Raw genomic sequence first — 22,829 nt, forward strand, 5'->3', positions numbered from 1 at the left:
TCACGTCCTCTCCACCATCCGCCCGAAGAAGCCTTGCGGGCGGAAGAAGATGATGAGGAGGAAGACGGCGAAGATCGCGGCGTTCTGCAATTGCGTCGGCAGGATCAGCGTCGACATCTGCTGCACGAGGCCGATCGTCATGCCGCCCCAGAAGGCGCCGATGATGCTGCCCATGCCGCCGAGCACGACGCCGGCATACATGACGATGACGTATTCGAGCCCGACGAAGGGGTGGAACGGATAGTTGGTGGCGAGCAGGCCGCCGGCGATCGCCGTGATGCCGCAGCCGAGCGCGAAGGCGGTACGGTGGGCGCGGTCGACGTCGATGCCCATATAGGTCGCGGCCGTCGGGTTGTCGGCGGCGGCGCGGAGCGACTTGCCGATCCGGGTTCGCGTGATCAGCAGCGAGAGCAGAACCATGATCGCCAGCGACACGACGGCATCGATGCTGCGCGCCTTGTTGAGGAAGATGCTCATCTCGAACAAGGGGCCGAGTTCCCAGGCCGAGCTCGACAGCGGCGTGCGAATCGAGGCCAGCACGGAGCCGAACACGATGAGGCCGCCGTTCTGCAGGATCAGCGCGATGCCGAGCGTGAGGATGAGCTGGGCGTAATGGCCTTCGCCTTCCAGCGAAGCGGTGCGCGTCCCTGATACGTGTGAGATCAGTGCCAGGTGGACGAAATAGCCGAACAGGGCGAGCACGGGGCCGGCCAGCAGGATGGCGACGAACGGGCCGACCGTGTTGCCGAACAGCGCCTGCACGCCGGCGGCGGTGAAGAGATAGAAGGCGGTGTACATGCCGAGCATCATGAAGTCGCCATGGGCGAAGTTGATGACCCGCATGACGCCGAAGATCAGGCCGAGCCCGACGCACATCAGGCCGTATACCGCGCCGATCAGAAGGCCCGCGGCGAGCGCTTGCAGGAATCCTTCCATCAGTCCCGCCTCCGCGCGGCGTCTGCACCGGCTGCTGACGATGCTACGCTGGTCTCCAAGTCGACCATGTTTCCCCCATGCTCTCCGGCATTTCTTATGATGCCGATCGTAAAGTCCGTTCCGTTGCGTCCAGACGGCATTGCGCGGCGATGATTCCGGCATTGCCGAGCTGTTCGCAGTCGTCGATGAATTGCTCGAGCCGATGTGCGCGGTCCTCGCCGAGCACGCGACTAGCGGAGCTGCGGAAGCGCGCGCGAATATCTAACGGCGTTGCGGCGATGACGTCGGGCAAGGCGTGCCGGATGGTCCGGCCGTCCCGCAGATGCACGGTCACATCCGCGCCCTGCTTGCCGGGGAAGACGGCGGTGAAGCCGGGATCTGCCTTGAGCTCGGTGACTGCAACCAGGCGGATGATGTCGGCATCATCGAGCCCGGCATAGTTGTCGTCCTCGATCTCGCCCCGAGCCAGCGTCGCCGCGACGCTGAACGGAATGCTCATCTTGGCCTGGAGCGCGTTGCGATAGGGGCCCGTGGAGTCGCAGCCGGGATAGCGGACGGCGGCATCGGGCGCGCGGATGACGACGCGATTGATCTCGTCGACGCTGGCAAGCTCGTGTGAGACGCGAAGCGCGGCCTGTACCGCTGTCTGTGCGAAATTGCAGGCGGGGACCGGCTTGTTGTAGACAGCCATGATCTCGCATTCGCCGTTCGGGAAGAGCGCGATGCTGTCGGGCGCGGCTTGGCGGCGATAGGCGGCGAACAGGCCGGCCTCGCCTTCGAGGATGGTCTCGGAGCCGAAGGCGCCGGCTGCGGCAAGGCCAACGGCCTTGATCGCATTGCTGGCGGCGAAACCCGGATGGAAATACATGTCAGAGCCGCCGGCATGCGGCCACTCGTTCAGTCCGCTGGACGTATTGGCCGCGATTGCGATGGCGCTGGTTGCCTGGTCCTCGGAAAGGCCGAGCGCGTAACTTCCCGCAAGCGCCGCGCCCGGAGGCGTCACCAGGCCAGTCGGGCGATAGAGACGCGCGAGATCGGAGGTCAGGAGCGCGCGTCCGATCCGCGCGCCGGTCTCATAGCCGATGATGGCGGCCGCGAGCAGCCTCGTGCCGTGCAGCGGCGTCTGTTCCGACAGCGCGAGCAGGGCGGGCCAGATCACGACGCCGTGGTGGGCGATGCTCGCCGCATGCATGTCTTCGCGCACGAGACCGTGTCCCATCACGGCGTTGACGAAGGCCGCGTCGGCCGGGGACGAGAGTTGCGACGTTCCGATGATCGTTGCGTTGCCGCCGCCTCGCGCGATCGCAACGGCCTGACGGCTCCACGGATGGTGGCCCGCCTCGAACGCGCAGGACAAGAAGTCGAGCAGGCAGAGCTTTGCCTTGGTGACGACCTCCGGCCCGAAATCTCCGATATCCAGCGCAAGCACGCTGCGCGCCATCTGGCGCGCGAGCGATACCTTGCCTGAGTCGGTCCGGCCGATCGTCATCGCGGAGCGTTCTCCCTGAAGCGGCGCACGATCAGCCGCGCATTTCGACCCCGGCCCACTCCTCGAGCACCTTGGCGATCGAGGTGAAATCGGACGATGCGCCGTATTTGGCGTTGGTGATCGCGAGCATCTGCCGCACGACCGCCCCACAGACCATCGGCACGCCCATGGCCTCGGCTTCGTCCACGCAGAGACGGACGTCCTTGTAGGAAAGGCCGGTGGTGAAGCCGAAATCGAAGGTGCCTGGCAGCACCGCGCGGGGGAATTTGTCTTCGGAGGCGCTGTTGCGACCGCTGCTGGCGTTGATGATGTCGATCAGAACCTTGGCGTTGACGCCGCCCTTGACGCCCATGGCGACGGCTTCCGAGGTGATGACCAGCGCGGCCGCCGCCATCAGATTGTTGGCGAGCTTGGCGGTTTGCGCCACGCCGGGCTTGTCGCCGGTGTAGAACAGCTTGCCGAAATTCTTCAGGATCGGCTGCACGGTCTCAAAGGTCGGCTGTGGACACGACACCATCACGGCCAACGTGCCGTTGACGGCGCCCTTGATGCCGCCGCTCACGGGCGCATCGACCAGCGTCATGCCCTTGGCTTTCAGGCCTTCGGCAACGAGCTTCGCCGCGCCGGGCCCCGAGGTCGACAGGTCGATCACGATCTTCGCGCGACTGCCGCTGCTGATGCCATCCTGGCCGAGCGTCACCGCCTTCACGATATCAGGTGTCGGCAGGCTGGCGAGCACGATGTCGGCGCGCGAGGCGACGTCGGCCGGCGACTTGCCGAGCAGCGCGCCACGCTTGACCAGCGGCTGAGTTGCCTCGGCCTGCGTGTCGAAGGCGACGAGCGAATAGCCCGCGTCCATCAATCGTCCCGCCATGGGACCGCCCATGCGGCCCGTGCCGATCACGCCGAGCGTCTCTCCCGCCATCGTTCACTCCCTGTCGCGCGGCCCCGTGATGGGCTCGCCTTATTTGTCTTCTCGTCGATCGTTTTCGGCGGCCGGCCGTGCCGACCGCCGTCGTTGCGGCGAACGGGATCCCGCGCCAACGGGCGGGATTGTTATGATTGTCAGACAAGCTGTCAAGCATAACATTTTGGGGTCGACAGTTTGCCGCGGATCGGCATAAGGTCGAAAGAAATCGAGGAAGACGTCCCGCGTGCCGCAAGATCCGATTCCGAGTGTGAGCAAGATGCTCGCCGATTTCGTCGCTGCCTCGTCATGGGCGGGCGTGGAGGCGCAGAGCCACGAGGCGCGGCGCTCGATTCTCAATTTCTTTGCAACCGCGCTGGGCTCTGCACGTGATCCGGTGGTCGAGGCCGCGATGCGGACCTTGTCGCCGTTCAGCGGCGCCGCGACTGCGACGGTCATCGGCCGTTCCGAGCGAATGGATGCATTGTGCGCCTCGTTTCTCAACGCCGTCTCGGCGAATCTGCTCGACTTCGACGACACCCATCCCGAGACGATCATTCATCCGGCAGCACCGGTGGCAGCTCCCGTCCTGGCGCTTGCGGAGACGCGCAGGCTGTCGGGGCGCGAGGTGCTGACGGCCTTCATCCTCGGTGTCGATGTGGAATGCCGGATCGGCAATGCGGTCTCGCCAGGTCATTACGCGCGCGGCTGGCACATCACCTCGACCTGCGGGATTTTCGGCGCGGCGGCGGCGTGCGCGAAGCTGCTGGGCCTGCCGGCGGAGGGGATTGCCAATGCGATCGGAATTGCGGCGAGCCAGTCGGCCGGCAATGTCGAAAACCTGCCCAGTGCAGCCAAGAATGTCAGCGTGGGCAACGCTGCGCGCAATGGTTTGTTCGCAGCGCTGCTTGCGCAGCAGGGCTACGAGGCCGCCCCCCGCGCCATCGAAGGTCCGCTCGGCTGGGCGCGCACCATGGGCGACGAGCTTGACCTTGACCGTCTGCGCGCGGGTCTCGGCAAGACCTGGGAGATCAAGACCTGGGAGATCAAGACCTGGGAGATCGCGAAGAATACCTACAAACCCTATCCCGCAGGAATCGTCTTTCACGCGGTCATCGACGCCTGCCTCCTGTTGCGGGAACGGATCGCCGGACGGATCGACCAGATCGAGCAGGTGATCGTGCAGGGCTCGGCGCTGCTGCTCGCCCGCGGCGATCGCCCCTGCAACAACGAGCGCGACGCGCGCGTCAGTATCCATCATTGCGCGGCCTGCGGACTGCTGCTCGGCACGGCCGGGGTCGCCGAGTTCGGCCATGAGACGGTGGTCCGGCGCGATATCGCGCAATTCCGGCAGAAGGTGAGGGCGGAGCTGGACAGCGGGATGCCCGATGGTGCCGCGCGCGTCACCTTGCGCCTTTTGTCCGGCGATGTGCTCACGGAGATCGTCATCTCGCCGCGCGGCAGCGAGGCTGCTCCGCTTTCAGACAACGACATCGAAGAGAAGTTGCGCGACGGCGCGCGCACCGGTCGGAGCGACTGGGACGCGGACCGCGTCATCGACGCGATCTGGCGGCTCGACGCGGCGGATGACGTCGCCAATCTCCTGCAATCGCTGCGCCCATCGTCGACGACGCGCCAAACAAACTCCAACTAGAATCTCTCAAGACCTGAAAGGGACGATCATGAGCAAGACCGAACTGTTCGATAAAGGCCTCAAAGTCCGCAAGGAAGTGCTCGGCGAGGACTACGTCAACAAGTCGATCGCGGGCGCCGATGAGTTCACGCGCACGATGGCGGAATGGTCGACCGAGTTCTGCTGGGGCGCTCTGTGGACCCGGCCCGGCGTCGACCGGCGCACCCGCTCGATCGTCAATCTGGCGATGCTCGGTGCGCTGAACCGGCCGCACGAGCTGAAGCTGCACGTCAAGGGCGCCCTGAAGAACGGCCTGACCAAGGAGGAGATCAAGGAGATCCTGCTCCAGGTCGCCGTCTATTGCGGCGTTCCCGCCGGCATCGACGCCTTCCGCAACGCGCGCGAGGCCTTCAACGAGGTCGACGCGGCCGGTTCGTGAGCGCCAGTCCCATGGCTGACCCGGAATACGAGCTCTTCGCCATCCGCTACGCAACGCGGGAGGCCCAGCGGAGCGAGCACTTCATCGGCGGCGATCCGCATGACGGGCCGATGCCGATGGACTATTTCATGTGGCTGGCGAAGGGAGGCGGGCGCACCTTCGTCATCGACACCGGGTTCAACGCCGAGATCGCGAAGCAGCGCAGGCGGACGTTCCTGCGCTGCCCGGTGGAGATGCTTCGCGCGTTCGATATCGACCCGGCCAATGTCGAGGATGTGATCCTCACGCATCTGCACTACGACCATGCCGGAAATTTCGACCGGTTTCCGAATGCGCGCTTTCACCTCCAGGAGCGCGAGCTCGCCTATGCCACCGGGCGCTATATGCAATATCCGAGGCTGTCGCATTCGTTCGAGGTCGAGGATATCTGCGGGATCGTACGGCTGAACTACGCGCGCCGCGTGCTGTTCTACGATGGCGACGCCGAGATCGCGCCCGGGCTGACGGTCCATGCCGCCGGCGGCCACTCAGCCGGTCTTCAGTTCGTTCGCGTCAGGACACGGCGCGGCCTTGTCGTGCTCGCCTCCGACGTCAGTCACTTCTACGAGAACATGACCGGCGAGCGTCCCTTCACGACGGCGTTTCACGTCGGCGACATGCTGGTGGGCTTCGACAAGCTGCGAGCCGCGGCACCCGGCGCGGACCACATCGTTCCCGGCCATGATCCGCTGGTCATGAGCCTCTACCCGGCGCCAAGCCCGGACCTGAATGGCATCGCAGTCCGCCTCGACGTGGCGCCGTCAGGAGCCGCTCCGCGGCCGTGACGCGAACCGCGTTGGGGGCCGACGGCAAAGGCGCCCGCGATTCACATAGCCTAATGCGCAGCGGCCCAGAAACCGCCAAATTGTACGGGCTGAAAACAAAGGGGCTGCGATGGCGATGGATCGCATCGAACAGGCCTTTGTCGCGACTGCGGTCACGGGCTTTCTCGTGATGATGGTGGCAATTGTCTGGATGATGATGAGCTGAACCGGGGGGGCTTGCCGTCTTGCGCGTCGCGCTACCTTACGCCGCAACTATCCTGTGCCTGGCGGTGACCGCCTGGCTTGCTTTCGCGCATCTGCTCTGATTCGATCGGCTGCGCGCGGCAGATCAGCGGGCGTCCCCCGATTTGCTGTCCCGGCGCGGCGGCTTGCGGCGCTCTTCCTCCAGCTCATTGCGCAGGCGCTGCGCGCTCACGAGATGGTCGGTGCTGCGCAGCAGCGCCAAGCCCTCGCGTACCAGTTCGCGCGACTGGCTGAGCAGCTGACTGTCGAGAGCGGTATCAGGTGTGTAGATCATGGAACGTCACTTTACATTGCGAGAGGGGGGGAGGATGCGCCGCGTTGCGCGTCATGCCCGCCGATCGCCGACGAGCCCCGCCAGGGTCTGCGCCATGGCCACGATATCGATCGGCTTTTCCCAGAGCGGCACGTCGCGGAATTCCGGCTTGATGCTGACCTTGTCGTAGCCTGTGGTGAACACGAAGGGCACGTCGCGCGCCCTGAGTTCCCTGGCAATCGGAAAAATCAGCTCCGTCCGAATATTGACGTCGAGCACGGCGCCGTCGAGTGCGCCGGCCCCGCGCAGCATCGCCGTCGCATCCGCGATGTCCCCGACCGGACCGGCAATCTCGGCGCCCAGCATTCGCAGCGCATGGCCGATATCGTCGGCGAGAAAATATTCGTCCTCGACCACGAGGATACGGCGCCCTGTCAGGGGCGTGCGCTGTTGAGACGATGCGTGAGAACTGGACATGATCCCTCCAGCAATCCCTCCAGGCCGATAGGAACATAAGACTGGGACCCACCTTGGTCCAACGATGCAATCGAAAGTGGGTTCCATGGGCAACCGCGACATCATTGTCATCGGGGGCTCGGCCGGGGCGACCGCGCCGCTGAAGCAGATTTTGGGCCGTCTGCCCGCGGATTTGCCGGCCGCCGTCTTCATCGTCCTGCACCTTCCGGCGCAGGGCATCGGCATTCTCTCGACGGTCGCCAGCGGTGCCGGCCCACTTCCGGTCCGGCAGGCCGAGAACGGCATGAAGATCGAGCCTGGCCATGTCTATCTGGGGGCGCCGGACCGTCATTTGCTGCTTGCTGGAGATCGCGTTTTCCTCGGCCGAGGACCGCGCGAGAACATGGTGCGGCCGGCGATCGATGCCCTGTTCCGCTCTGCCGCCCTCTATCACGGCCCGTGCGTGATCGGCGTGCTCCTCAGCGGGCTGCTGTCCGATGGGGCTGCCGGCCTCAGCGCCATCAAGTGCTGTGGCGGGATGGCCGTGGTGCAGGACCCCTCGGACGCAATCTCCGACGAGATGCCGCGGCGGGCGATGGCGGCGACCACGGTCGACCTCTGCGTGCCCGGCGCCACCATGGGCGACGTGCTGTCCGACCTCGTCAGGGAGCCGGCCGGCGCCGCGCTGCCGATCCCGCCCGAGATCAGGCTCGAGGTCGAGATTGCGGCCGGCGACCGGATCGGCAGCGACAATTTGGCCGCGATGGCCGCCGTCGCGCTGACCTGTCCCGCCTGCGGCGGCGTGCTGTCCGAGGTCGGGGAAGCGCGCCCGATGCGCTTTCGCTGCCAGGTCGGCCACGGCTTCACCGCCGATGCTCTCGCCAAAGAGCGAGAGGCGCGCGTCGACGAGGCGCTGCGCGTGGCGCTGCGCATCATCGAGGAGCGCGCGGAGCTGGTGCAGCGCATGGCGGCCGACGGCCGGCGCAGCGGCCGGGCGGCGGTGGCGGAGATGTACGAGGCTCGGGCGCTCGAATACCGCGAATACGCCGACATGATCCGTCCGGTCATGCTAAAGTCGCTCGACCCTCCTGTGGGCAAACGGGAGGTCTGAAGGCTCCGTTATGGCCATCTCCCTTGCCGAACGTACCGCGCAGCTCAGTACCGAGCAGAACCTGCTGGTGAAGGCCGATAGGGACATCGAGGAGGGCTGGCAGCGCCTCCGTGATCAGGAAGATCGCGTCCGTGAACTCATGGCGGGCGGACACGACACGCGTCAGGCAGAGCGGCTGGTCAGCCTGCTCAAGCAGACCCTGGTCGAATGGGAGCGCCACCGCACGCTGATCGAGCAGCGGGTCGAGTATCTCCGGCAGGAGGTCGCGGCGGGGTAGCGCGCACGACAGCTCTCCTGAACTCCGCGCTGAGCTCGGACATGGCGGAGAGCTGCCGCTCCGCGTACCGGCGCCAGCGCTCGTTCTCGGCCAGCAGGCGGCGGGCGTCCGCGATTGCGCGCTCGGCGCGCCTGATCAGAGCAGCGAGTTCCTCGGAGATTGGCATCGCGGGTTCCTCCGCCGCCGGCCAAGTATGGACAAGTATTGACCTGGCGGCCGGGGCTGACAACGCTGAAGGCTTCGGGACACTTTTGCGTTTGATCTGTTGGGATAATATTGATTTCTGCTATTTGCAGGAGCCGGGCGCCTGTTGGTCCCGGCGAACGAACGAGAGCCACCAGAGCCATGCACGACGTCGGCGACCAGCCGGTCCAAGGAGAGCGCAAGACTCCGCTGATCATAGGGGTGGGCGCCTCGCCCGGTGCACTGGACAGCATCGAGCGCTTCTTTGCCAAGCTGACCGTAGCCGCCGATCAGGCCATCGTGCTGGCGCTTCAGCATCACGAGACTTTCGACGAGCCACGGCTGCGCGGGATCGTGCAGGCGTCCAATGGAGGCAAGGTCGCCGATATCGGTGACGGCCACGCGATCGAAGGCGGCATGATCTATTTGTGCCCGCCGGCGATGATCACCACGATCCAGAACAACCGGTTCGCGATCCGCAAGGCCGAGCAGGCGCCCGGCGAGCGCGCCACGATCGACAGCTTCCTGGTCTCGCTGGCCGAGGAGCGCGCCGAGCAATCCATCGGCGTCATTCTTGCCGGCACCGGCGGTGACGGCACGCTCGGCACGGCGACACTCAAGGATCACGGCGGCCTCGCCATCGCCGAAAAGCTGGCGAGCCAGGATGAGGCTGAGCATCTGCGCAGCGGCAACACGCCCGCCGCCATCGCTGACTATGTGCTGCCGCCGGAGGATATCCCCGAGCACATCCAGGTCTATGCCCGTCATCTCAGGCGCATGGAGGACAAGCAGGGCTTTGACGAGGTGCTCGCTGCGGCGGCGTACTCGCTGTCGCGCATTGCCGACATCCTGCGCGCCAAGACCGGCAACGATTTCCACGGCTACAAGCAGAACACCTTCCTGCGCCGCGTGCAGCGGCGCATGCAAGTGGTCCAGATCGACGAGATTCCCGCCTATGCCGATTTCCTCAGGAGCGACAAGGACGAGGCCCAGCACCTCTTCAACGACCTGCTGATCGGCGTGACCGAGTTCTTCCGCGACAAGCGCGAATTCGAGCTGCTGGAGACCCAGATCGTCCCGAAGATATTCGAGGGCAAGGGTGCGGGCCAGCAGGTGCGCATCTGGGTGCTCGGCTGCGCCACCGGCGAGGAGGCCTATTCGATCGGGATCCTCCTGCGCGAGCATATGGCGCGGATGGAATCCGCGCCGCAGGTCCAGATCTTCGCCACCGACATCGACGGACGGGCGCTTGCCACCGCGCGCGTCGGCCGCTACCGCACCAATATCGAAGCGGACATGACCAGCGAGCGCCTGGCGCGCTGGTTCGTCCGCGAGGGTGACACCTATTGCGTGGTGAAGGAGCTGCGCGAGATGTGCATCTTCTCGCAGCACAACGTCATCAAGGACGCGCCGTTCTCCAAGCTCGACCTCGTCTCCTGCCGCAATCTGCTGATCTATCTCAACGCCGAGCTGCAGAACCGGGTGATCCCGCTGTTCCACTTCGCGTTGCTGCCGGACCGCTACCTGTTCCTCGGAAATTCCGAGAACGTGACGCGGCATCCGAAGCTGTTCGTGCCGGTGGACCGCCGGGCGCGCATCTTCAAGAAGCTGGAAACCGGAACGCGGCTGCCGCCGGAATTTCCGATCACGACCGCGGCGGGCGGGGTGCCCGTCGAAGTGCCGGCGATGCGCTCATTCGGCCCCGACGTCGGACTGGAGCGGCGCGCCCAGCGCATCGCAGAGCGGTATGCGCCGGCCTACGTCATCACCGACGACAATTTCCAGATTCTACACTTCTCGGGGCGCACCGGCCGCTATATCGAGCCGACGGCGGGTGCCGCCTCGCTCGACCTGCTTCAGCTCGTGCACCGGGATCTCCGCCTGGAATTGCGCACCGCGCTCAGTCGCGCCGCCGAAACCAACGAGCCCGTCCATGCCGAGCAGGTGCAACTCGGGGTGAACGGTCACCGCGTCCTGGTCGACATCACGGTCGAGCCGGTCCAGGACGGCGCGGGCGGTCAGCGCAATTTCGTCGTGCTGTTCAAGGATGGCCCGGTCCGCACGGTCGAGGCCGATCAGGGCAATCCCGGCGCGCTGGTACGTACCGAGCATGTCGAGCGCCTCGAAAACGATCTGCGCGCCACGCGCGAGCGCCTTCAGGCGACCATCGAGGAGCTGGAGAGCACCAACGAGGAGCTGAAATCCTCAAACGAGGAATACCAGTCGCTCAACGAGGAGCTTCAGTCAGCCAACGAGGAGCTGGAGACCTCGCGGGAGGAATTGCAGTCGGTCAACGAGGAGCTGACCACCGTCAACGGAGAGCTGGCCCACCGTGTCCAGGAGTTGACGCGCGCCACCAGCGACCTCAAGAATTTCCTCGAGAGCACGCAGATCGCGACCGTGTTCCTCGACAATGATCTGCGCGTGATGAACTTCACGCCCGCGATCACGCAGGTCCTGCATCTCGTCGAAACCGATACGGGCCGGCCGATCAGCCATATCAAGGCGCGCATCCCGATCGAGGAACTTTATGACGACGTCCGCCGCGTGCTGCGCACGCTGGCAAGCATCGAGCGCGAGCTGAGCGCGCCTGACAGCGGCACCCGTTACATCGTGCGTATCCTGCCGTACCGCAGCATCGACAATTTCATCGCGGGCGTCGTCATCACCTTCATTGACGTCACCGCGATCACTCGCGCCGAGGAGCGCCAGCGCCTGCTGCTGGCCGAGCTCCAGCACCGCGTTCGCAACACGCTCGGTGTGGTGCGGTCGATCGCCCGCCGCTCGGCGGAAACGAGCTCTACCGTGGAGGAATATGCCTCTCATCTCGACGGCCGTCTCAACGCCTTCGCCCGCACCCAGGCGCTGGTCACCCGCGATCCCGAAGGCGGCGTCGATCTCGAATATCTCGTGATTGAAGAGCTGCTTGCCTACAATGCCCGCGAAGGCGAGCAGATGCGGGTCTCCGGGCCGAAGGTGCGCTTCCAGCCCAAGGCGGCGGAAACCTTCGCGCTCGCGATCCACGAGCTTGCGACCAATGCGCTCAAATACGGCGCCCTGAGCCAGCCGACCGGTCGCATTGAAGTGACCTGGCGCGTCGATGAGAGCGTCGAGCCGGCGGAGCTGGTGTTCGAATGGCGGGAGCGCGTCGGGCCGCCGGTGACCCCGAGGCCGCGAAAAGGATTTGGTACCGAACTTCTGGAGCGTACGCTGGCGTTCGAGTTGAAGGGGCAGACGAAGATGACATTCAACCCTGCCGGGCTGCAATGCACAATCAGCATTCCCCTGAGCAAGCGCGCCTTCCACACACCCGTGGTGGCAGCCTGATGCCGTTGTCGACGGTCGATAGTAGCGTCCTCGAGCCGGTCATTCGCCGGCTGAGCGCGCTGAGGCCGTTGTCGACGGAGGCCCGCGCATCGCTCGAATACGCCATGCTCGAAGGCCTCCAGCGTGTCGGATCGGGCGAGGACCTGATCTCCGAGGGCGACCCCGTCGACAGCGTCCGCGTCGTGCTGTCCGGCTGGCTCTGCCGCTACAAGACGCTCGAGGACGGGCGCCGCCAGATCGTCAATTTCATCTTCCCGGGCGAGAGCTGCGATGCGCATGCGTTCCTGCTCTCGGTGATGGATCATTCCATCGCGACGATGACGCCGGTGGTCTACAGCGAGATCAAGCGCGCGCGCTTCGAGAGCCTGATGGCAGACGACCGTTCGCTCGCGGAGGCGTTCTGGTGCGAGACCCTCGTCAACATCGCCATCCAACGCGAATGGGCGATCAATCTCGGTCGTCGCGTGGCGGTAGAGCGCGTGGCCCACCTGTTCTGCGAAACGTTCGAGCGGCTTCGCGCCGTGGGGATGGTCGACGGCAATTCCTGCGTCATGCCGGTGACGCAAATGGATCTCGCGGATGCCACCGGTTTGTCCGTCGTTCACCTCAATCGGACTCTTCAGGAGCTGCGCGCGTCGGGGCTGATCATCCTGCGCGAGCGGATGCTGACCATCCCGGACCTCGATGCGCTCAAGAACGCGGCGCTATACTCGCCGAGCTATCTGCAGCTCTATCGAGGGGCCGAAGCGACGCGATGAAGCCGGCCATCCTTCGAGACGCCCGCTTCGGGCGGGCTCCTCAGGATGAGCGCGGAGTGCGCAGTTTCAACGGGCACTGACGCTGATTAGCCTCATCCTGAGGAGGCGCGTAAGCGCCGTCTCGAAGGACGAGGCGTGCGCGTGAGGCCGTCGCAACGAGTCATATGATCCAGGTTAATCAGCGAAGCTTTTTTAGCGATTGGCGCGTTTTGAGTAACTTATGTAAGAGCGTGCTCTTGTGCTTTGTTGCATCATGACTGATGCCTGACGCCCTGTTTGCCCGCGCTACACGCGCTATCGAAGAGAGCCGCGCCCTCCGGGAGCAGCACAGACAGGCTGCGGGTCGCTACGGCGAAACCGTGAACGATTTGCGTTTGGCCATCATGGACAGCGCCATGCTTCGCTCGGAGATCAAGGCGCGCCGGGACAACGAGGAACCGTAGGTCCGGTGTTTTCGCGGAAACAAGCAACCGTTCCTCCTCCGCAACGTTGATCGTCTGCAAGGCTGCGCGGCTCGGCCCCACCGGACGTCGGAACGCAACGGCGCGCTCGACCTATGCACCAGGGAGAACGCCTGATGACGACGCGATATCGATTCAAGCATGCAGACACTCTGGAGGCGCGCCTCGCCGCCGAGGCGGAGCGGCTGCGCGAGGAAGCCAGCACGCTTCCGCCCGGCGCTGCGCGCGACGAGATGTTGCGCAAGGCGCGTCAGGCGGAAACGGGATCTCAGATGAGCGAGTGGCTGCGGTCACCGGGCCTGCAGCCGCCGGATTGAGGGCGCTGCAGAATGAATCATGCATTTCGGTTCCGGCGCAGTCCGGATCGAGCGGTCGCGCGCCTGCGCGTAGCGCAAAATCGTGCTGCGTTAACCTATTGAAATGCTGGAACCGGCTGTTGCGGCGGAAGCTGCAAACGATGCCGGGCTGGGCCGCCTGAATGATCCGAAAAAGTGCAAATGACCGCCAAACGTAACCGCAGGAAACAGGCCCAATCGCTCCAGGAGCGGTTGGCCGCCTTCGCCGAAAACGCCCGCGAGCGCGCCCGCACCCTGCCGCCCGGCAGGGAACGCGAGATGCTGCTGCAACGCGCCAAGCAGAACGAAGCGACCTCGATCCTGACAGACTGGTTGAGCGCGCCCGTCTCCCCAAGACGAGGACAAGCATAGTGGGGAGCATCAAGCACTACGCACGTTCCAGATCGATCCGGACGGGCATGTGTTCGGATGCATCAACCTGGTCTGCGACGACGACGAGCAGGCCAAGCGCGATGGCCCGCTGGTCATGGTGATCGCGGGATCGGCCGCGGGCGGGCCCTAGCCATATTCCTCGCCGATGCCGTATTCCCGGTAGATCTCCAGCGGGTCGAGCTCGGGAAACAGGCGGCATTTGGCCTGGGCGAGGTGCAGGCTCACCGCCGCCGGCTCCTTGCCGTTCGCGAGCAGCTTGCGGATGTCGTCCATATGCGCGTTCGGCCGGTGCTTCGGCTCGAGCTGCTCCAGCGCGACGAGGGCGGTCGCGAGCGCCTCGGTCAGCACCCAATCGTCGTGGCCCGTGATTCCCTTCTTTGTCATCGGCAGACCCCAGATCTGGCGGCAGGTCGCCAGTCTATCGCGACTTCGGCCAAATCGCCATTGAGCCGTTGCGGCTGCCGGTGTCGCCATAGACCGGCGGCGCACTCCGGCTTGCATTATGGCCGCGTGTGGCTAAAAGGCGGCCGGTGCGGGGCGATCGTATCTTTGTTGAAATAAACTTGGCGTAGACGGGCCTGCACGGCATCCAGGCCGGCTGTTCCGGCTTGGCCCCTGATCCCGTACGCGCAACGATCCGATTGCGCTACCCTCAAGGCTCGAGCGCGCATGGTCTTTCTTAGCTTCGTCTATCGCTTCTTCACCAACTTCGCCTTCATGGCGATGGTCTATTTCAGCCTGAACTTCATGGAGAAATATCAGAACCGGGCGATCATCGCGATCCTGGTGCTGATCTATGCCGCCATGCGCGCGGCCTCGACGCTGCGCGCGTTCTACTTCTTCCAGAAGATCGAGAAGCTGGAGGCCGAAACCAAGCGGCTTCAGGCTCCGATCAACGATTCGGGCGGAACCTCGGCGCGCAAGCAGGTCGTCGCCGACGTTGCGCGGCTGCGGCGCGACGGCGAGCTCAAGTCCTATATGGACCTGTTTTTCCTGGCGCTGATCGTGCTGCTCTGCGTCGCCGCAATCATGCGGCAGTGAGGGCTTAAGCGCGCTTCTTCAGGCTGGCGACGCGGGTCGGACGGGGCGCCGCGCTCTTGGAGGCGGCGCTCTTGGAGACCGCCCCCTTGGGTGCAGTGCCCTTGGGTGCAATGTCGATCGGCTGCGCGGCATGATCCGGTGCCGCCGGCGCCGCATGGGCCGTACGCCGCCCCTGCAGCCTGGCTGTCTTGCCCTTTGCTGCTCTGCCCTGGGCTGCCTTGTCCTTGGCGGGATGAGGCCTCTCGGCCGCCATCGCCAGCCGCGTCGCGGCGCGCCGCGACAGGGTGGTGGACAGCAGCACCTCGACCGAGCCTTCCGGGATCGTAAAGAGCGCGCGGCCGGGCACGGGCAGGGTGGCCGCGACATTGGCCTGCGCCATGGTCCGGAGCGGCAGCAGCGGCTGATGCTCGGCCTGGGCATTGAGGTCGGCAGCCGCGGGCGCCGGCAGCATCCGGGCCTGCGCGAAAACGAAATTCGGCACGCGCGGCCAGCGTGCGATCGGCGTCGTCTCCGTCGGCGGATGCAGCAGCCATTCGACCTGGGTGGTGGGCGTCGCCGGCCGCTCGGCCGTCGCGGGCACCACATGCACGATGCGATAGCCGCGCGCCTTGAGGTCGCGGATGATCTTCGGCAGCGCCGCCACGGTGCGGGCCTGGATGTCGTGCAGCAGCAGGATGCCCTTGCCCTTGGCCTCCAGCCGTTGGATGGCGAGCTGGTAGACGCGGTCGGACGAGACATGCCGCCAGTCGTCCGCCGGGAAGTCGGCGCTCCAGACCTGGATGCCGCGCGAGATCAGATAATTCTCGACGCCCTCGGCGCGCATCAGGCCGGGAATGCGGAAGAACGGGGCGAGCTGGGACGGATCGGTCATCGCCGCCGAGGTCCATTCGATTCCGCCGTTGATCTCGGCCTCGGCCTTTTCGATCGGCATCCGGTCGAAGGTCAGCGGATGGTCCATGCTGTGCGTGCCGACGGTGTGGCCCGCCGCGACCAGCTTGCGCACGCCTTCCGGATTGGCCTTGGCCTGGTTGCCGACGATGAAGAAGGTCGCCTTGATGCATTCGTCGGCGAGGATCTTGAGCACCTGGTTGGAATATTTCGGTATCGGACCGTCGTCGAAGGTCAGAACGACCTCATGGTCCTTCAGCGGCAGCGTCTCGCGGTACTGCATGGTGCCGATCAGGGGATGCTCGCGCGGATCGACAACGAGGGTGCGGGAGGTGCCAAGGGCGTCGGGGTGGCCGGGACAGTCGGCCGCGAGCGCGGCCGGCGAACCGACGGTCAGCATTCCCAGACAAAGGACGATCCACGATCGCGTCCGCAGAACAACGCTACTTCCGATCATGAACCTCGTCTGCCCCCATGCAATTGGCGCCTAGATAGGTCGGAGATGGCCCAAAACGGTTCAGCCGTAGCCGCCCTCATATTTGCACGGGGTAGCATGAACAGAGTGTTAATGGGTCCCAAATCACCCCATTTTGCCCTGGCGTGACATTCCGGCATCAGCGCGCGTCGGCGTGCTTCTGCAATGTGCCCGCCGGTACGATGTGGACCACCCGATAGCGGTTCTCCCTCAGATACCGCAGAAAGGCCGGCATCATTGCGGCCGTGCGCGCCTTGTTGTCGTGGAAGAGGATGATGCCCTTGCCGCTCGCAGCGAGGCGCTCGGTGACGAGCTTCAATTGCTGCTCCGGCGTCATCTCCTCCCAGTCGCTGGCCCATAAATCGGCCCCGAACACAACGATGCCGCGCGACTGGAGCAGGTCGAGCTGCGCTGGTGTCGACTCGAAATAGGGAAAGCGGAAGAACGGCGTCGAGGGTGGCGTCGTCGAGGTTCCGTGCAGCGCCGTTTCGTCTGCGGCGATGCCCCGGTCGATGTCGGCCGTGGCCTTCTCGAATGGAATATGCGCCATGAGCGGATGCGAGAAGGAGTGATGGCCGATGGTGTGGCCCTCGCGGGCGATGCGCTTGACCATGTCGGGATGCTGCGAGGCGTGCTGGCCGATCAGGAAAAAGGTCGCGCGCACACACTCCTGCGCCAGCGCAGCCAGCACCTTCGACGTCGTCGGCGGGTTCGGCCCGTCGTCGAAGGTCAGCACGACCTCGCGATCGGCCAGCGGCAGCGTCTGCGGAAAGCTCTTCACGCCGACGCGCGGATAGGTCTTGGCGTCGACGCTGAGGATGCGCGAGGTGCCGAGCGCGTCCTTGCGCGTGCACTCGGCGGCATCCGTCGGGGCGATGCCGATGACAGCCGCGACGAGGGCGCCCGCCATGGTCGAGGTCCACCTCAGTCGCAGCATCTTTGTCATTGCGCTCCGAGTTGCCTTGTGGGTATTGCCTGACCGTCAGCTCAGCTCATTCGTTCCAATCTGTCAAACGGCGAGGCGCGCCATGGACGAACATATGGACGTTGCCCCATCCGCTGCGGATTCGGTACTCGACCACGTGCCGATGCGCAATGAAGACGGCGATATCAGGCACGAATTCGTCGAGGAAATTGCCCGTGCGATCGAGGCCGGCGACAGTGCGGCGCTGCGTGCCTGCGTCGCGGAGCTGCACGAGGCCGATCTCGGCGATCTGATCGGCGCCCTCGAGCCGGACGACCGCGTCCGCCTCGTCGAGCTCACCGGCCGTGATTTCGACTTCTCGGCGCTGAACGAGGTCGACGAGGCCGTGCGCGAGGAGATCCTCGAGGAGCTGCCGCCGGAGACGGTCGCCGAGGGCGTCCGCGAGCTCGAATCCGACGATGCGGTCGAGCTCCTGGAAACCCTCGACGCCGAGGAGCAGGAGGAGATCCTCGAGAAGCTGCCGCTCAAGGAGCGCGTCGCGCTCGAGCGCAGCCTGCTGTACCCGGAGAACTCCGCGGGCCGCCGGATGCAGACCGAGTTCATCGCCGTGCCCCAGGATTTCACCGTGGGCCAGGCGATCGACTACATGCGCGAGACGCCGGACCTGCCCGACCGCTTCTACGAGATCTACGTCGTCGACAAGGACCAGCACTGGCAGGGCGCGGTGCCGCTCGACGTGCTCTTGCGCACGCGCCGGCCGGTGGCGCTGACCGAGCTCACCGACGAGGACCGCCGCCGCGTCTCCGTCCTGGAGGACCAGGAAGAGGTGGCGCGCATGTTCGGCAAGTACAATCTCGTCGCCGCACCCGTGCTCGACACCCAGGACCGCCTCGTCGGCGTCATCACCGTCGACGACGTCGTCGACGTCATCGAGGAGGAGGCGGACGAGGACCTCAAGGCGCTCGGCGGCGTCACCAGCGACGAAGAGTTGTCGGACACGTTTCTCACCATCGCCCGCGGCCGTTTCAACTGGCTGCTGGTGAACCTCGCCACCGCGTTCCTGGCGTCCTCCGTGCTCGGCCTGTTCGAGGGCCAGCTCGAGAAGATGGTCGCACTCGCGGTGCTGGCGCCGATCGTGGCGAGCCAGGGCGGCAATGCCGCGACCCAGACCATGACGGTGGCCGTGCGGGCACTGGCGACGCGCGAGCTCGGCTCCTCCAATGCCTGGCGCGTGGTGCTGCGCGAGGCGCTGGTCGGCCTCGTCAACGGGCTCGCCTTCGCCGTGATCACGGGCATTGCCGCGGTCGCCTGGTTCAAGATCCCGGGCCTCGGCATCGTCATCGGGCTCGCCATCATCTGCAACCTCGTCGCCGGCGCGCTCGGCGGCATCCTGATCCCGATGGCGCTGGAGCGCGTGCGGGCCGACCCGGCGGTGGCGTCGGGCACCTTCGTGACCACCGTGACCGATGTGGTCGGCTTCTTCTCCTTCCTCGGGATTGCGACGCTCTGGTTCGGGTTGAAGTAGCGGCCCCTCACTCTCGTGTCCCGGGCGCGCTGCAACGCCTTTAGCGTTGCTGCGCAGAACCGGGACCCCGAACGCCACGCGAATGTCGCCGAGAGATGGGCCCCGGCTCTGCGGCGCACCGCCGAAGAAGCGCTGCCATAGCGCGTCGAAGACGCGCGTAAACGCGCTGATGGCGTCCGGGGCGCGAGACCTCCTATCTTTAATCCGAACTTAAGCGACCTGCCGCATCATCGCCTGTGCTTGGGGGAATGGGCATGCGGTTGCGGCTGAAGGCGGACGGACGGATCGTCGAATTGCGGGATGGGCAGGAATTTCCGGTCCAGCCGACGGCCAATGCCGCGCCGGCAGATACCGGCCCGCTCGCGGTGCGCGATTTGCGGCGCCGCGCCTGCCTGACCCAGATGGAGTTCGCCGCCAAGCTCGGCGTGCCCGTCGAGACCATCCGCAACTGGGAGCAGGGCAAGCGCGCTCCTCGCGGCCCGGCCCGCGCGCTGCTCGCGGTGATCGCGCATGCGCCCGACACCGTGTTCCAGGCGCTCGCCAAGGCGTGACGAAAAGGCGTGACGTCAAGGCCTGAAGCCTGGTGCGAACCTCCTGTTAGCATTGCCCTGAATATCCGTCCCGATAGCACTGGCGTCCGTTGGCAACCATCGCGGACGAGGTCCATAATGTCGACCGGGGCTGCGTAGCAGAGAGGATTCCTCATGCTGTTCGTCGAGGCCAATGGCGCAAGGATCCCGGCGATCGGGCTCGGGACCTGGGAATTGGAAGGGCGCACCTGCGCCCGCGTGGTCGAGCAGGCGCTGCGGCTCGGCTATCGCCACATCGACACCGCCCAGGTCTACGAGAATGAGCGCGAGGTCGGCGACGGCCTGCGCGCCTCCGGCGTGCGCCGCGACGACGTCTTCCTCACCACCAAGGTCTGGACCAACCATTTCGCGCCCCACGATCTCGAGCGCTCGGTCAAGGAGAGCCTCGCCCGTTTGCGGCTCCCCTCGGTCGATCTGTTGCTGCTGCACTGGCCCAATCCCCACGTGCCGCTGGCGGAGACGCTGGGCGCGCTGTCGCATGCGAAGCGCATGGGGCTGACCCGCCATATCGGCGTTTCCAATTTCACGGTGGCGCTGATCGAGCAGGCGGTGGCGGCCTCGCCGGAGCCGCTGGTCTGCAACCAGGTCGAATATCACCCTTATCTCGACCAGGCGAAGGTGAGGGCGGCCTGCGACCAGCACGGCCTCGCGCTGGTCGCCTACAGCCCGATCGCCAAGGGCCGCATCAAGACTGACCAGACGCTTGCCGAGATCGGGCGCATCCACCGCAAGACCCCGGCGCAGGTGTGCCTGCGCTGGCTGGTGCAGCAGAATGTCGCTGCGATCCCGCGCACCTCGCGCGTCGAGCGCCTGTCGGAGAATATCGAGATTTTCGATTTCGAGCTTTCGGAGGACGACATGAGCCGGATCGCCGCGCTCGCCAATCCCAGGGGACGCCTGACCGACTTTGGCTTCGCCCCGAAATGGGATTGAGAGGGGCCCGGGGTATGCTAGGACCGCGACGGCAACCCAAGTTCGGTCGATGGAACTGCGGAAGATCATACGGACGGATATTGCGGCGTCGGCAATCGCGCATCTGACGCTGGTGGCGCTGATCATCGTGATCAGCGAGGTCCATCCGTTTCACGCCGCGCCGCCTGAGACTGTCACGGTCGACATCGTCACGCCGGAGCAGGTGAAGCAGGAGGAAGCCAAGGCCGAGGAGAAGGAAGAGGCGAAGGAGAAACCGCCGGAGCCGCTTCCCGACCTGAAACTGCCGAAGCTGGATGTCACCGACAAGGCGGAGGCAGCGTCGAAGCCCGCGGCCAAGCAGCAGGCTGCTGCACCAACGCCATCACCGCAGGCCTCGCCCGAGCCACAGCAGAAACAGCCGCAACCCTCGCAGGCGTCGAAGCAGCCCGAGGCCGACGTGCAGCCGCAACCGCCGCCGCAGCAAGCTCAGCCTCAGCCAATGCCGCAACCGCCGCCTCAGGCGATGCCGCAGCAGCAGGCTGCGCCGCCGCCGGCCTATCAGGCGCCCCAGCCGGACGTCACCGTCAAATACGGCGTCATGCTGGGCCTGCCGCCCGAATTGCCGCCCGAGCCGAAAGGCGCGCCCAAGGACGACGGCGGCGATGCCAAGGATTCGATCGCAGCCAAGCTGCCGGCCGAGGTCATCGCCGCGCTTCGTCGTCATTTGCGAAGCTGCGCCAAGCTGCCCGCCGGGGTCGCGCCGACCGACAACGTCCATGTCAAGCTGCGCACGGTGTTCGCCACCGATGGCACGCTGGCGCGCGAGCCCATCCTGATCGAGGCACCGCCGTCCGCGAAGGGCGTGGCCATCGTCAAGTCCGCAATGAGCGCGCTGCAGAGCTGCCAGCCCTACAAGATGCTGCCGGCCAATTTGTACGGGGAATGGAAGGTGCTGGACCTGCCGTTCAGCCCGAAGGATTTTGGCGGATAGCGTGTGGTCGTGTAGCCCGGATGGAGCGTTAGCGTAATCCGGGGCACGCTCTCCCGGCGTCTTGCACTTTCCCGGATTACACTCGCGCTCCATCCGGGCTACAGGTCTCGCCCTGTGTCGCCCTCTCAACCCATCAACGTGAAAATATTCCGCATCGCGAGGGTGGAAAGATCAAGCAAAGCTCGGGCGAATTAAGCCGCGAGAACGTGAGGCCGCGTCTGCAGCCCCACACTCGCTGTCATCGCCCGCGAAGGCGGGCGATCCAGTACTCCGAGACGGTAGTGATTGAATCGAGAGGCCGCGGCGTACTGGATTCCCCGCCCCAGTGCGCGATTGCGCACAAGGCGGGGAATGACAGCGTCACTTGGAGAACCAAGCTGTCACCTCATACTCCGTCATTGCGAGCACAGCGAAGCAATCCAGAATCCCACCGCGGAGAGACTCTGGATTGCTTCGTCGCAAGGGCTCCTCGCAATGACGAGGAGGAGAGAGCGTGTACCACACGCCTCTCTCGTGCCCCGGACGCAGCGCAGCGCTCCTTCAGCGGTGCGCTGCAGAGCCGGGGCCCATTTCGCCGCATTGTGCCGTGTTGCTCTGGGTCCCGGCTCTGCGCTGCAATGCTTGCGCATTGCAGCTTGTCCGGGACACGAGAGATCAATGACCGCGCTTCATCCCCTCACCACCATCCACGACCTCCGGCGCCATCGCCGCCCATGCACTGGATGCGAATTGCCTGCGCCAGGTCACGACCACCACGGCTGCGGTGGTCACGAACAGCACCCACGGGCTGACGAACCAGCCGAGATAGCCGAGCGCGAAGAAGAAGGCGCGCTGGCCGCGGTTGAAATGACGGCCGGCGGATTCGAACAGGCGGGAGGTGCGGATGACATGGGCTTCGGCCTCCGGCGTGTCGCGCCGGTCAGCCGGCGGCATGCCGCCGAACAGGATCGCGACATAGTTGAACAGGCGATAGGCCCAGGCGAATTTGAAGAAGGCGTAGACGCAGATCAGCACGAGGCCGACGCATTTCAGCTCCCACAAAGCGGGCGAGGTGCTGAGGTCGATCGGCAGCTTGCTCAGGATCGTGATCGCGTCGTTGGTGGCGTGCAGCAGCGCCAGGGCGCCGCCGAGCGCGAACAGGCTGGTGGAAGCGAAAAAGGCGGTGCCGCTCTGGAGCGAGGCCATGATCTGCATGTCGACCATGCGCGTCTCGCGGTCGAGCAGCCGGCGCACCCAGACCTCGCGATAGCGGTTCATGCGCGCCGACAGGCTGTCACGGCCATAGGCCGAGTGCTCCAGCGTCAGGGCATAGACCAGCCATTCGATGATGAAGAAGCCGACCGCGGTGATATCGACCCAATGCCTGCTCATGTCTGTCTCCTGAAGGACCGCAACGATTGCCATGCATGGCGCGGCGCAGCAACGATTGATTGGCGGCAGGCGATGGCGCTAAAAGC

Annotated in this window: 24 protein-coding genes; 15 read left to right on the forward strand and 9 right to left on the reverse strand. The window is 65.5% G+C overall.

Going from position 1 to position 22,829, the window contains the following annotated elements; genetic code table 11:
* The 3 genes from JQ566_RS25455 to JQ566_RS25465 all read right to left on the reverse strand — a co-directional run bounded on the left by JQ566_RS25455 (position 1) and on the right by JQ566_RS25465 (position 3,350).
* Entirely contained in the window at positions 1-936 is a 936-nt protein-coding gene (locus JQ566_RS25455; RefSeq protein WP_212377271.1) for a branched-chain amino acid ABC transporter permease, read from the reverse strand.
* 94 nt (positions 937-1,030) lie between these two features.
* The gene (locus JQ566_RS25460; RefSeq protein WP_212377274.1) at positions 1,031-2,425 is read right to left on the reverse strand and encodes an MmgE/PrpD family protein; all 1,395 of its coding nucleotides are present in this window, start codon (positions 2,423-2,425) and stop codon (positions 1,031-1,033) included.
* Between the two features lie 31 nt (positions 2,426-2,456).
* Positions 2,457-3,350 (reverse strand): NAD(P)-dependent oxidoreductase, encoded by an 894-nt coding sequence (locus JQ566_RS25465; protein WP_212377277.1) that lies wholly within the window; start codon positions 3,348-3,350, stop codon positions 2,457-2,459.
* A gap of 262 nt (positions 3,351-3,612) precedes the next feature.
* On the opposite strand from JQ566_RS25465, the gene JQ566_RS25470 reads away from it, so the two are divergent.
* The 3 genes from JQ566_RS25470 to JQ566_RS25480 are packed head-to-tail and all read left to right on the forward strand — an operon-like array spanning position 3,613 to position 6,228.
* On the forward strand, positions 3,613-4,986 hold the full coding sequence (locus tag JQ566_RS25470; RefSeq protein ID WP_249139805.1) for an MmgE/PrpD family protein: 1,374 nt from the start codon (positions 3,613-3,615) through the stop codon (positions 4,984-4,986).
* A gap of 28 nt (positions 4,987-5,014) precedes the next feature.
* The gene (locus JQ566_RS25475) at positions 5,015-5,404 is read left to right on the forward strand and encodes a carboxymuconolactone decarboxylase family protein (protein WP_094891960.1); all 390 of its coding nucleotides are present in this window, start codon (positions 5,015-5,017) and stop codon (positions 5,402-5,404) included.
* An 11-nt stretch (positions 5,405-5,415) separates the two neighbouring features.
* The gene (locus tag JQ566_RS25480) at positions 5,416-6,228 is read left to right on the forward strand and encodes an N-acyl homoserine lactonase family protein (RefSeq protein ID WP_212377283.1); all 813 of its coding nucleotides are present in this window, start codon (positions 5,416-5,418) and stop codon (positions 6,226-6,228) included.
* Between the two features lie 328 nt (positions 6,229-6,556).
* Here JQ566_RS25480 and JQ566_RS25485 read toward each other — a convergent pair whose 3' ends face one another.
* Entirely contained in the window at positions 6,557-6,745 is a 189-nt protein-coding gene (locus tag JQ566_RS25485) for a hypothetical protein (protein ID WP_212377285.1), read from the reverse strand.
* A 51-nt stretch (positions 6,746-6,796) separates the two neighbouring features.
* On the reverse strand, positions 6,797-7,201 hold the full coding sequence (locus tag JQ566_RS25490; RefSeq protein WP_212377288.1) for a response regulator: 405 nt from the start codon (positions 7,199-7,201) through the stop codon (positions 6,797-6,799).
* Positions 7,202-7,286: 85 nt separating this feature from the next.
* Between JQ566_RS25490 and JQ566_RS25495 the strand changes: the two genes are divergently transcribed.
* From JQ566_RS25495 to JQ566_RS25525, 7 genes are all read left to right on the forward strand, one after another.
* Positions 7,287-8,291 carry a chemotaxis protein CheB gene (locus JQ566_RS25495; RefSeq protein WP_212377291.1) on the forward strand — a complete coding sequence of 335 codons (1,005 nt, stop codon included), beginning with the start codon at positions 7,287-7,289 and terminating at the stop codon, positions 8,289-8,291.
* Between the two features lie 10 nt (positions 8,292-8,301).
* Positions 8,302-8,568 (forward strand): hypothetical protein, encoded by a 267-nt coding sequence (locus JQ566_RS25500; protein WP_212377294.1) that lies wholly within the window; start codon positions 8,302-8,304, stop codon positions 8,566-8,568.
* 345 nt (positions 8,569-8,913) lie between these two features.
* Positions 8,914-12,078 (forward strand): CheR family methyltransferase, encoded by a 3,165-nt coding sequence (locus JQ566_RS25505; protein ID WP_212377297.1) that lies wholly within the window; start codon positions 8,914-8,916, stop codon positions 12,076-12,078.
* Entirely contained in the window at positions 12,078-12,836 is a 759-nt protein-coding gene (locus tag JQ566_RS25510; RefSeq protein WP_212377301.1) for a Crp/Fnr family transcriptional regulator, read from the forward strand. Before JQ566_RS25505 ends, JQ566_RS25510 begins: the two co-directional genes overlap by 1 nt.
* A 260-nt stretch (positions 12,837-13,096) precedes the next feature.
* Entirely contained in the window at positions 13,097-13,279 is a 183-nt protein-coding gene (locus JQ566_RS25515; protein ID WP_212377304.1) for a hypothetical protein, read from the forward strand.
* 134 nt (positions 13,280-13,413) lie between these two features.
* Positions 13,414-13,614 (forward strand): hypothetical protein, encoded by a 201-nt coding sequence (locus tag JQ566_RS25520; protein WP_212377307.1) that lies wholly within the window; start codon positions 13,414-13,416, stop codon positions 13,612-13,614.
* Positions 13,615-13,794: 180 nt separating this feature from the next.
* The gene (locus JQ566_RS25525; protein ID WP_212377311.1) at positions 13,795-14,004 is read left to right on the forward strand and encodes a hypothetical protein; all 210 of its coding nucleotides are present in this window, start codon (positions 13,795-13,797) and stop codon (positions 14,002-14,004) included.
* 147 nt (positions 14,005-14,151) lie between these two features.
* On the opposite strand, the gene JQ566_RS25530 is transcribed toward JQ566_RS25525, so the two are convergent.
* Entirely contained in the window at positions 14,152-14,409 is a 258-nt protein-coding gene (locus tag JQ566_RS25530; protein ID WP_212377314.1) for a hypothetical protein, read from the reverse strand.
* A gap of 285 nt (positions 14,410-14,694) precedes the next feature.
* Here JQ566_RS25530 and JQ566_RS25535 point away from each other — a divergent pair, with 285 nt between their 5' ends.
* Positions 14,695-15,066, forward strand: coding sequence for a hypothetical protein (locus JQ566_RS25535; protein WP_212377317.1), 372 nt, complete (start codon positions 14,695-14,697; stop codon positions 15,064-15,066).
* Between the two features lie 4 nt (positions 15,067-15,070).
* Here JQ566_RS25535 and JQ566_RS25540 read toward each other — a convergent pair whose 3' ends face one another.
* Positions 15,071-16,411, reverse strand: coding sequence for a polysaccharide deacetylase family protein (locus JQ566_RS25540; protein WP_212377320.1), 1,341 nt, complete (start codon positions 16,409-16,411; stop codon positions 15,071-15,073).
* A gap of 157 nt (positions 16,412-16,568) precedes the next feature.
* Positions 16,569-17,375, reverse strand: a complete 807-nt coding sequence (locus tag JQ566_RS25545; protein ID WP_212377324.1) for a polysaccharide deacetylase family protein — start codon at positions 17,373-17,375, stop codon at positions 16,569-16,571.
* Positions 17,376-17,457: 82 nt separating this feature from the next.
* On the opposite strand from JQ566_RS25545, the gene mgtE reads away from it, so the two are divergent.
* From mgtE to JQ566_RS25565, 4 genes are all read left to right on the forward strand, one after another.
* The gene (mgtE, locus tag JQ566_RS25550) at positions 17,458-18,879 is read left to right on the forward strand and encodes a magnesium transporter (RefSeq protein ID WP_212377327.1); all 1,422 of its coding nucleotides are present in this window, start codon (positions 17,458-17,460) and stop codon (positions 18,877-18,879) included.
* 248 nt (positions 18,880-19,127) lie between these two features.
* Positions 19,128-19,430, forward strand: a complete 303-nt coding sequence (locus JQ566_RS25555; protein WP_212377330.1) for a helix-turn-helix domain-containing protein — start codon at positions 19,128-19,130, stop codon at positions 19,428-19,430.
* Between the two features lie 153 nt (positions 19,431-19,583).
* On the forward strand, positions 19,584-20,402 hold the full coding sequence (locus tag JQ566_RS25560; protein WP_212377333.1) for an aldo/keto reductase: 819 nt from the start codon (positions 19,584-19,586) through the stop codon (positions 20,400-20,402).
* 49 nt (positions 20,403-20,451) lie between these two features.
* Positions 20,452-21,372 (forward strand): hypothetical protein, encoded by a 921-nt coding sequence (locus JQ566_RS25565; RefSeq protein ID WP_212377336.1) that lies wholly within the window; start codon positions 20,452-20,454, stop codon positions 21,370-21,372.
* A 654-nt stretch (positions 21,373-22,026) separates the two neighbouring features.
* Here JQ566_RS25565 and JQ566_RS25570 read toward each other — a convergent pair.
* Complete coding sequence (locus tag JQ566_RS25570) at positions 22,027-22,743, reverse strand: DUF599 domain-containing protein (RefSeq protein ID WP_212377339.1); 717 nt, start codon at positions 22,741-22,743, stop codon at positions 22,027-22,029.
* Positions 22,744-22,829: the final 86 nt, after the last annotated feature.

The sequence above is a fragment of the Bradyrhizobium sp. SZCCT0231 genome (assembly GCF_018130245.1).
GTDB classification, from domain to species: domain Bacteria; phylum Pseudomonadota; class Alphaproteobacteria; order Rhizobiales; family Xanthobacteraceae; genus Bradyrhizobium; species Bradyrhizobium japonicum_F.

Excerpts from the sequence above, each read along its gene's own strand:
- JQ566_RS25535 (WP_212377317.1), top strand. The coding sequence starts at position 14,695 with ATGGTCTTTCTTAGCTTCGTCTATCGCTTCTTCACCAACTTCGCCTTC.
- mgtE (WP_212377327.1), top strand. The coding sequence starts at position 17,458 with ATGGACGAACATATGGACGTTGCCCCATCCGCTGCGGATTCGGTACTC.
- JQ566_RS25530 (WP_212377314.1), bottom strand. The coding sequence starts at position 14,409 with ATGACAAAGAAGGGAATCACGGGCCACGACGATTGGGTGCTGACCGAG.
- JQ566_RS25505 (WP_212377297.1), top strand. The coding sequence starts at position 8,914 with ATGCACGACGTCGGCGACCAGCCGGTCCAAGGAGAGCGCAAGACTCCG.
- JQ566_RS25570 (WP_212377339.1), bottom strand. The coding sequence starts at position 22,743 with ATGAGCAGGCATTGGGTCGATATCACCGCGGTCGGCTTCTTCATCATC.
- JQ566_RS25540 (WP_212377320.1), bottom strand. The coding sequence starts at position 16,411 with ATGATCGGAAGTAGCGTTGTTCTGCGGACGCGATCGTGGATCGTCCTT.
- JQ566_RS25455 (WP_212377271.1), bottom strand. The coding sequence starts at position 936 with ATGGAAGGATTCCTGCAAGCGCTCGCCGCGGGCCTTCTGATCGGCGCG.
- JQ566_RS25545 (WP_212377324.1), bottom strand. The coding sequence starts at position 17,375 with ATGACAAAGATGCTGCGACTGAGGTGGACCTCGACCATGGCGGGCGCC.
- JQ566_RS25525 (WP_212377311.1), top strand. The coding sequence starts at position 13,795 with ATGACCGCCAAACGTAACCGCAGGAAACAGGCCCAATCGCTCCAGGAG.
- JQ566_RS25460 (WP_212377274.1), bottom strand. The coding sequence starts at position 2,425 with ATGACGATCGGCCGGACCGACTCAGGCAAGGTATCGCTCGCGCGCCAG.
- JQ566_RS25490 (WP_212377288.1), bottom strand. The coding sequence starts at position 7,201 with ATGTCCAGTTCTCACGCATCGTCTCAACAGCGCACGCCCCTGACAGGG.
- JQ566_RS25470 (WP_249139805.1), top strand. The coding sequence starts at position 3,613 with ATGCTCGCCGATTTCGTCGCTGCCTCGTCATGGGCGGGCGTGGAGGCG.
- JQ566_RS25520 (WP_212377307.1), top strand. The coding sequence starts at position 13,414 with ATGACGACGCGATATCGATTCAAGCATGCAGACACTCTGGAGGCGCGC.
- JQ566_RS25560 (WP_212377333.1), top strand. The coding sequence starts at position 19,584 with ATGCTGTTCGTCGAGGCCAATGGCGCAAGGATCCCGGCGATCGGGCTC.
- JQ566_RS25485 (WP_212377285.1), bottom strand. The coding sequence starts at position 6,745 with ATGATCTACACACCTGATACCGCTCTCGACAGTCAGCTGCTCAGCCAG.
- JQ566_RS25555 (WP_212377330.1), top strand. The coding sequence starts at position 19,128 with ATGGGCATGCGGTTGCGGCTGAAGGCGGACGGACGGATCGTCGAATTG.
- JQ566_RS25495 (WP_212377291.1), top strand. The coding sequence starts at position 7,287 with ATGGGCAACCGCGACATCATTGTCATCGGGGGCTCGGCCGGGGCGACC.
- JQ566_RS25465 (WP_212377277.1), bottom strand. The coding sequence starts at position 3,350 with ATGGCGGGAGAGACGCTCGGCGTGATCGGCACGGGCCGCATGGGCGGT.
- JQ566_RS25565 (WP_212377336.1), top strand. The coding sequence starts at position 20,452 with ATGGAACTGCGGAAGATCATACGGACGGATATTGCGGCGTCGGCAATC.
- JQ566_RS25475 (WP_094891960.1), top strand. The coding sequence starts at position 5,015 with ATGAGCAAGACCGAACTGTTCGATAAAGGCCTCAAAGTCCGCAAGGAA.
- JQ566_RS25480 (WP_212377283.1), top strand. The coding sequence starts at position 5,416 with ATGGCTGACCCGGAATACGAGCTCTTCGCCATCCGCTACGCAACGCGG.
- JQ566_RS25500 (WP_212377294.1), top strand. The coding sequence starts at position 8,302 with ATGGCCATCTCCCTTGCCGAACGTACCGCGCAGCTCAGTACCGAGCAG.
- JQ566_RS25510 (WP_212377301.1), top strand. The coding sequence starts at position 12,078 with ATGCCGTTGTCGACGGTCGATAGTAGCGTCCTCGAGCCGGTCATTCGC.
- JQ566_RS25515 (WP_212377304.1), top strand. The coding sequence starts at position 13,097 with ATGCCTGACGCCCTGTTTGCCCGCGCTACACGCGCTATCGAAGAGAGC.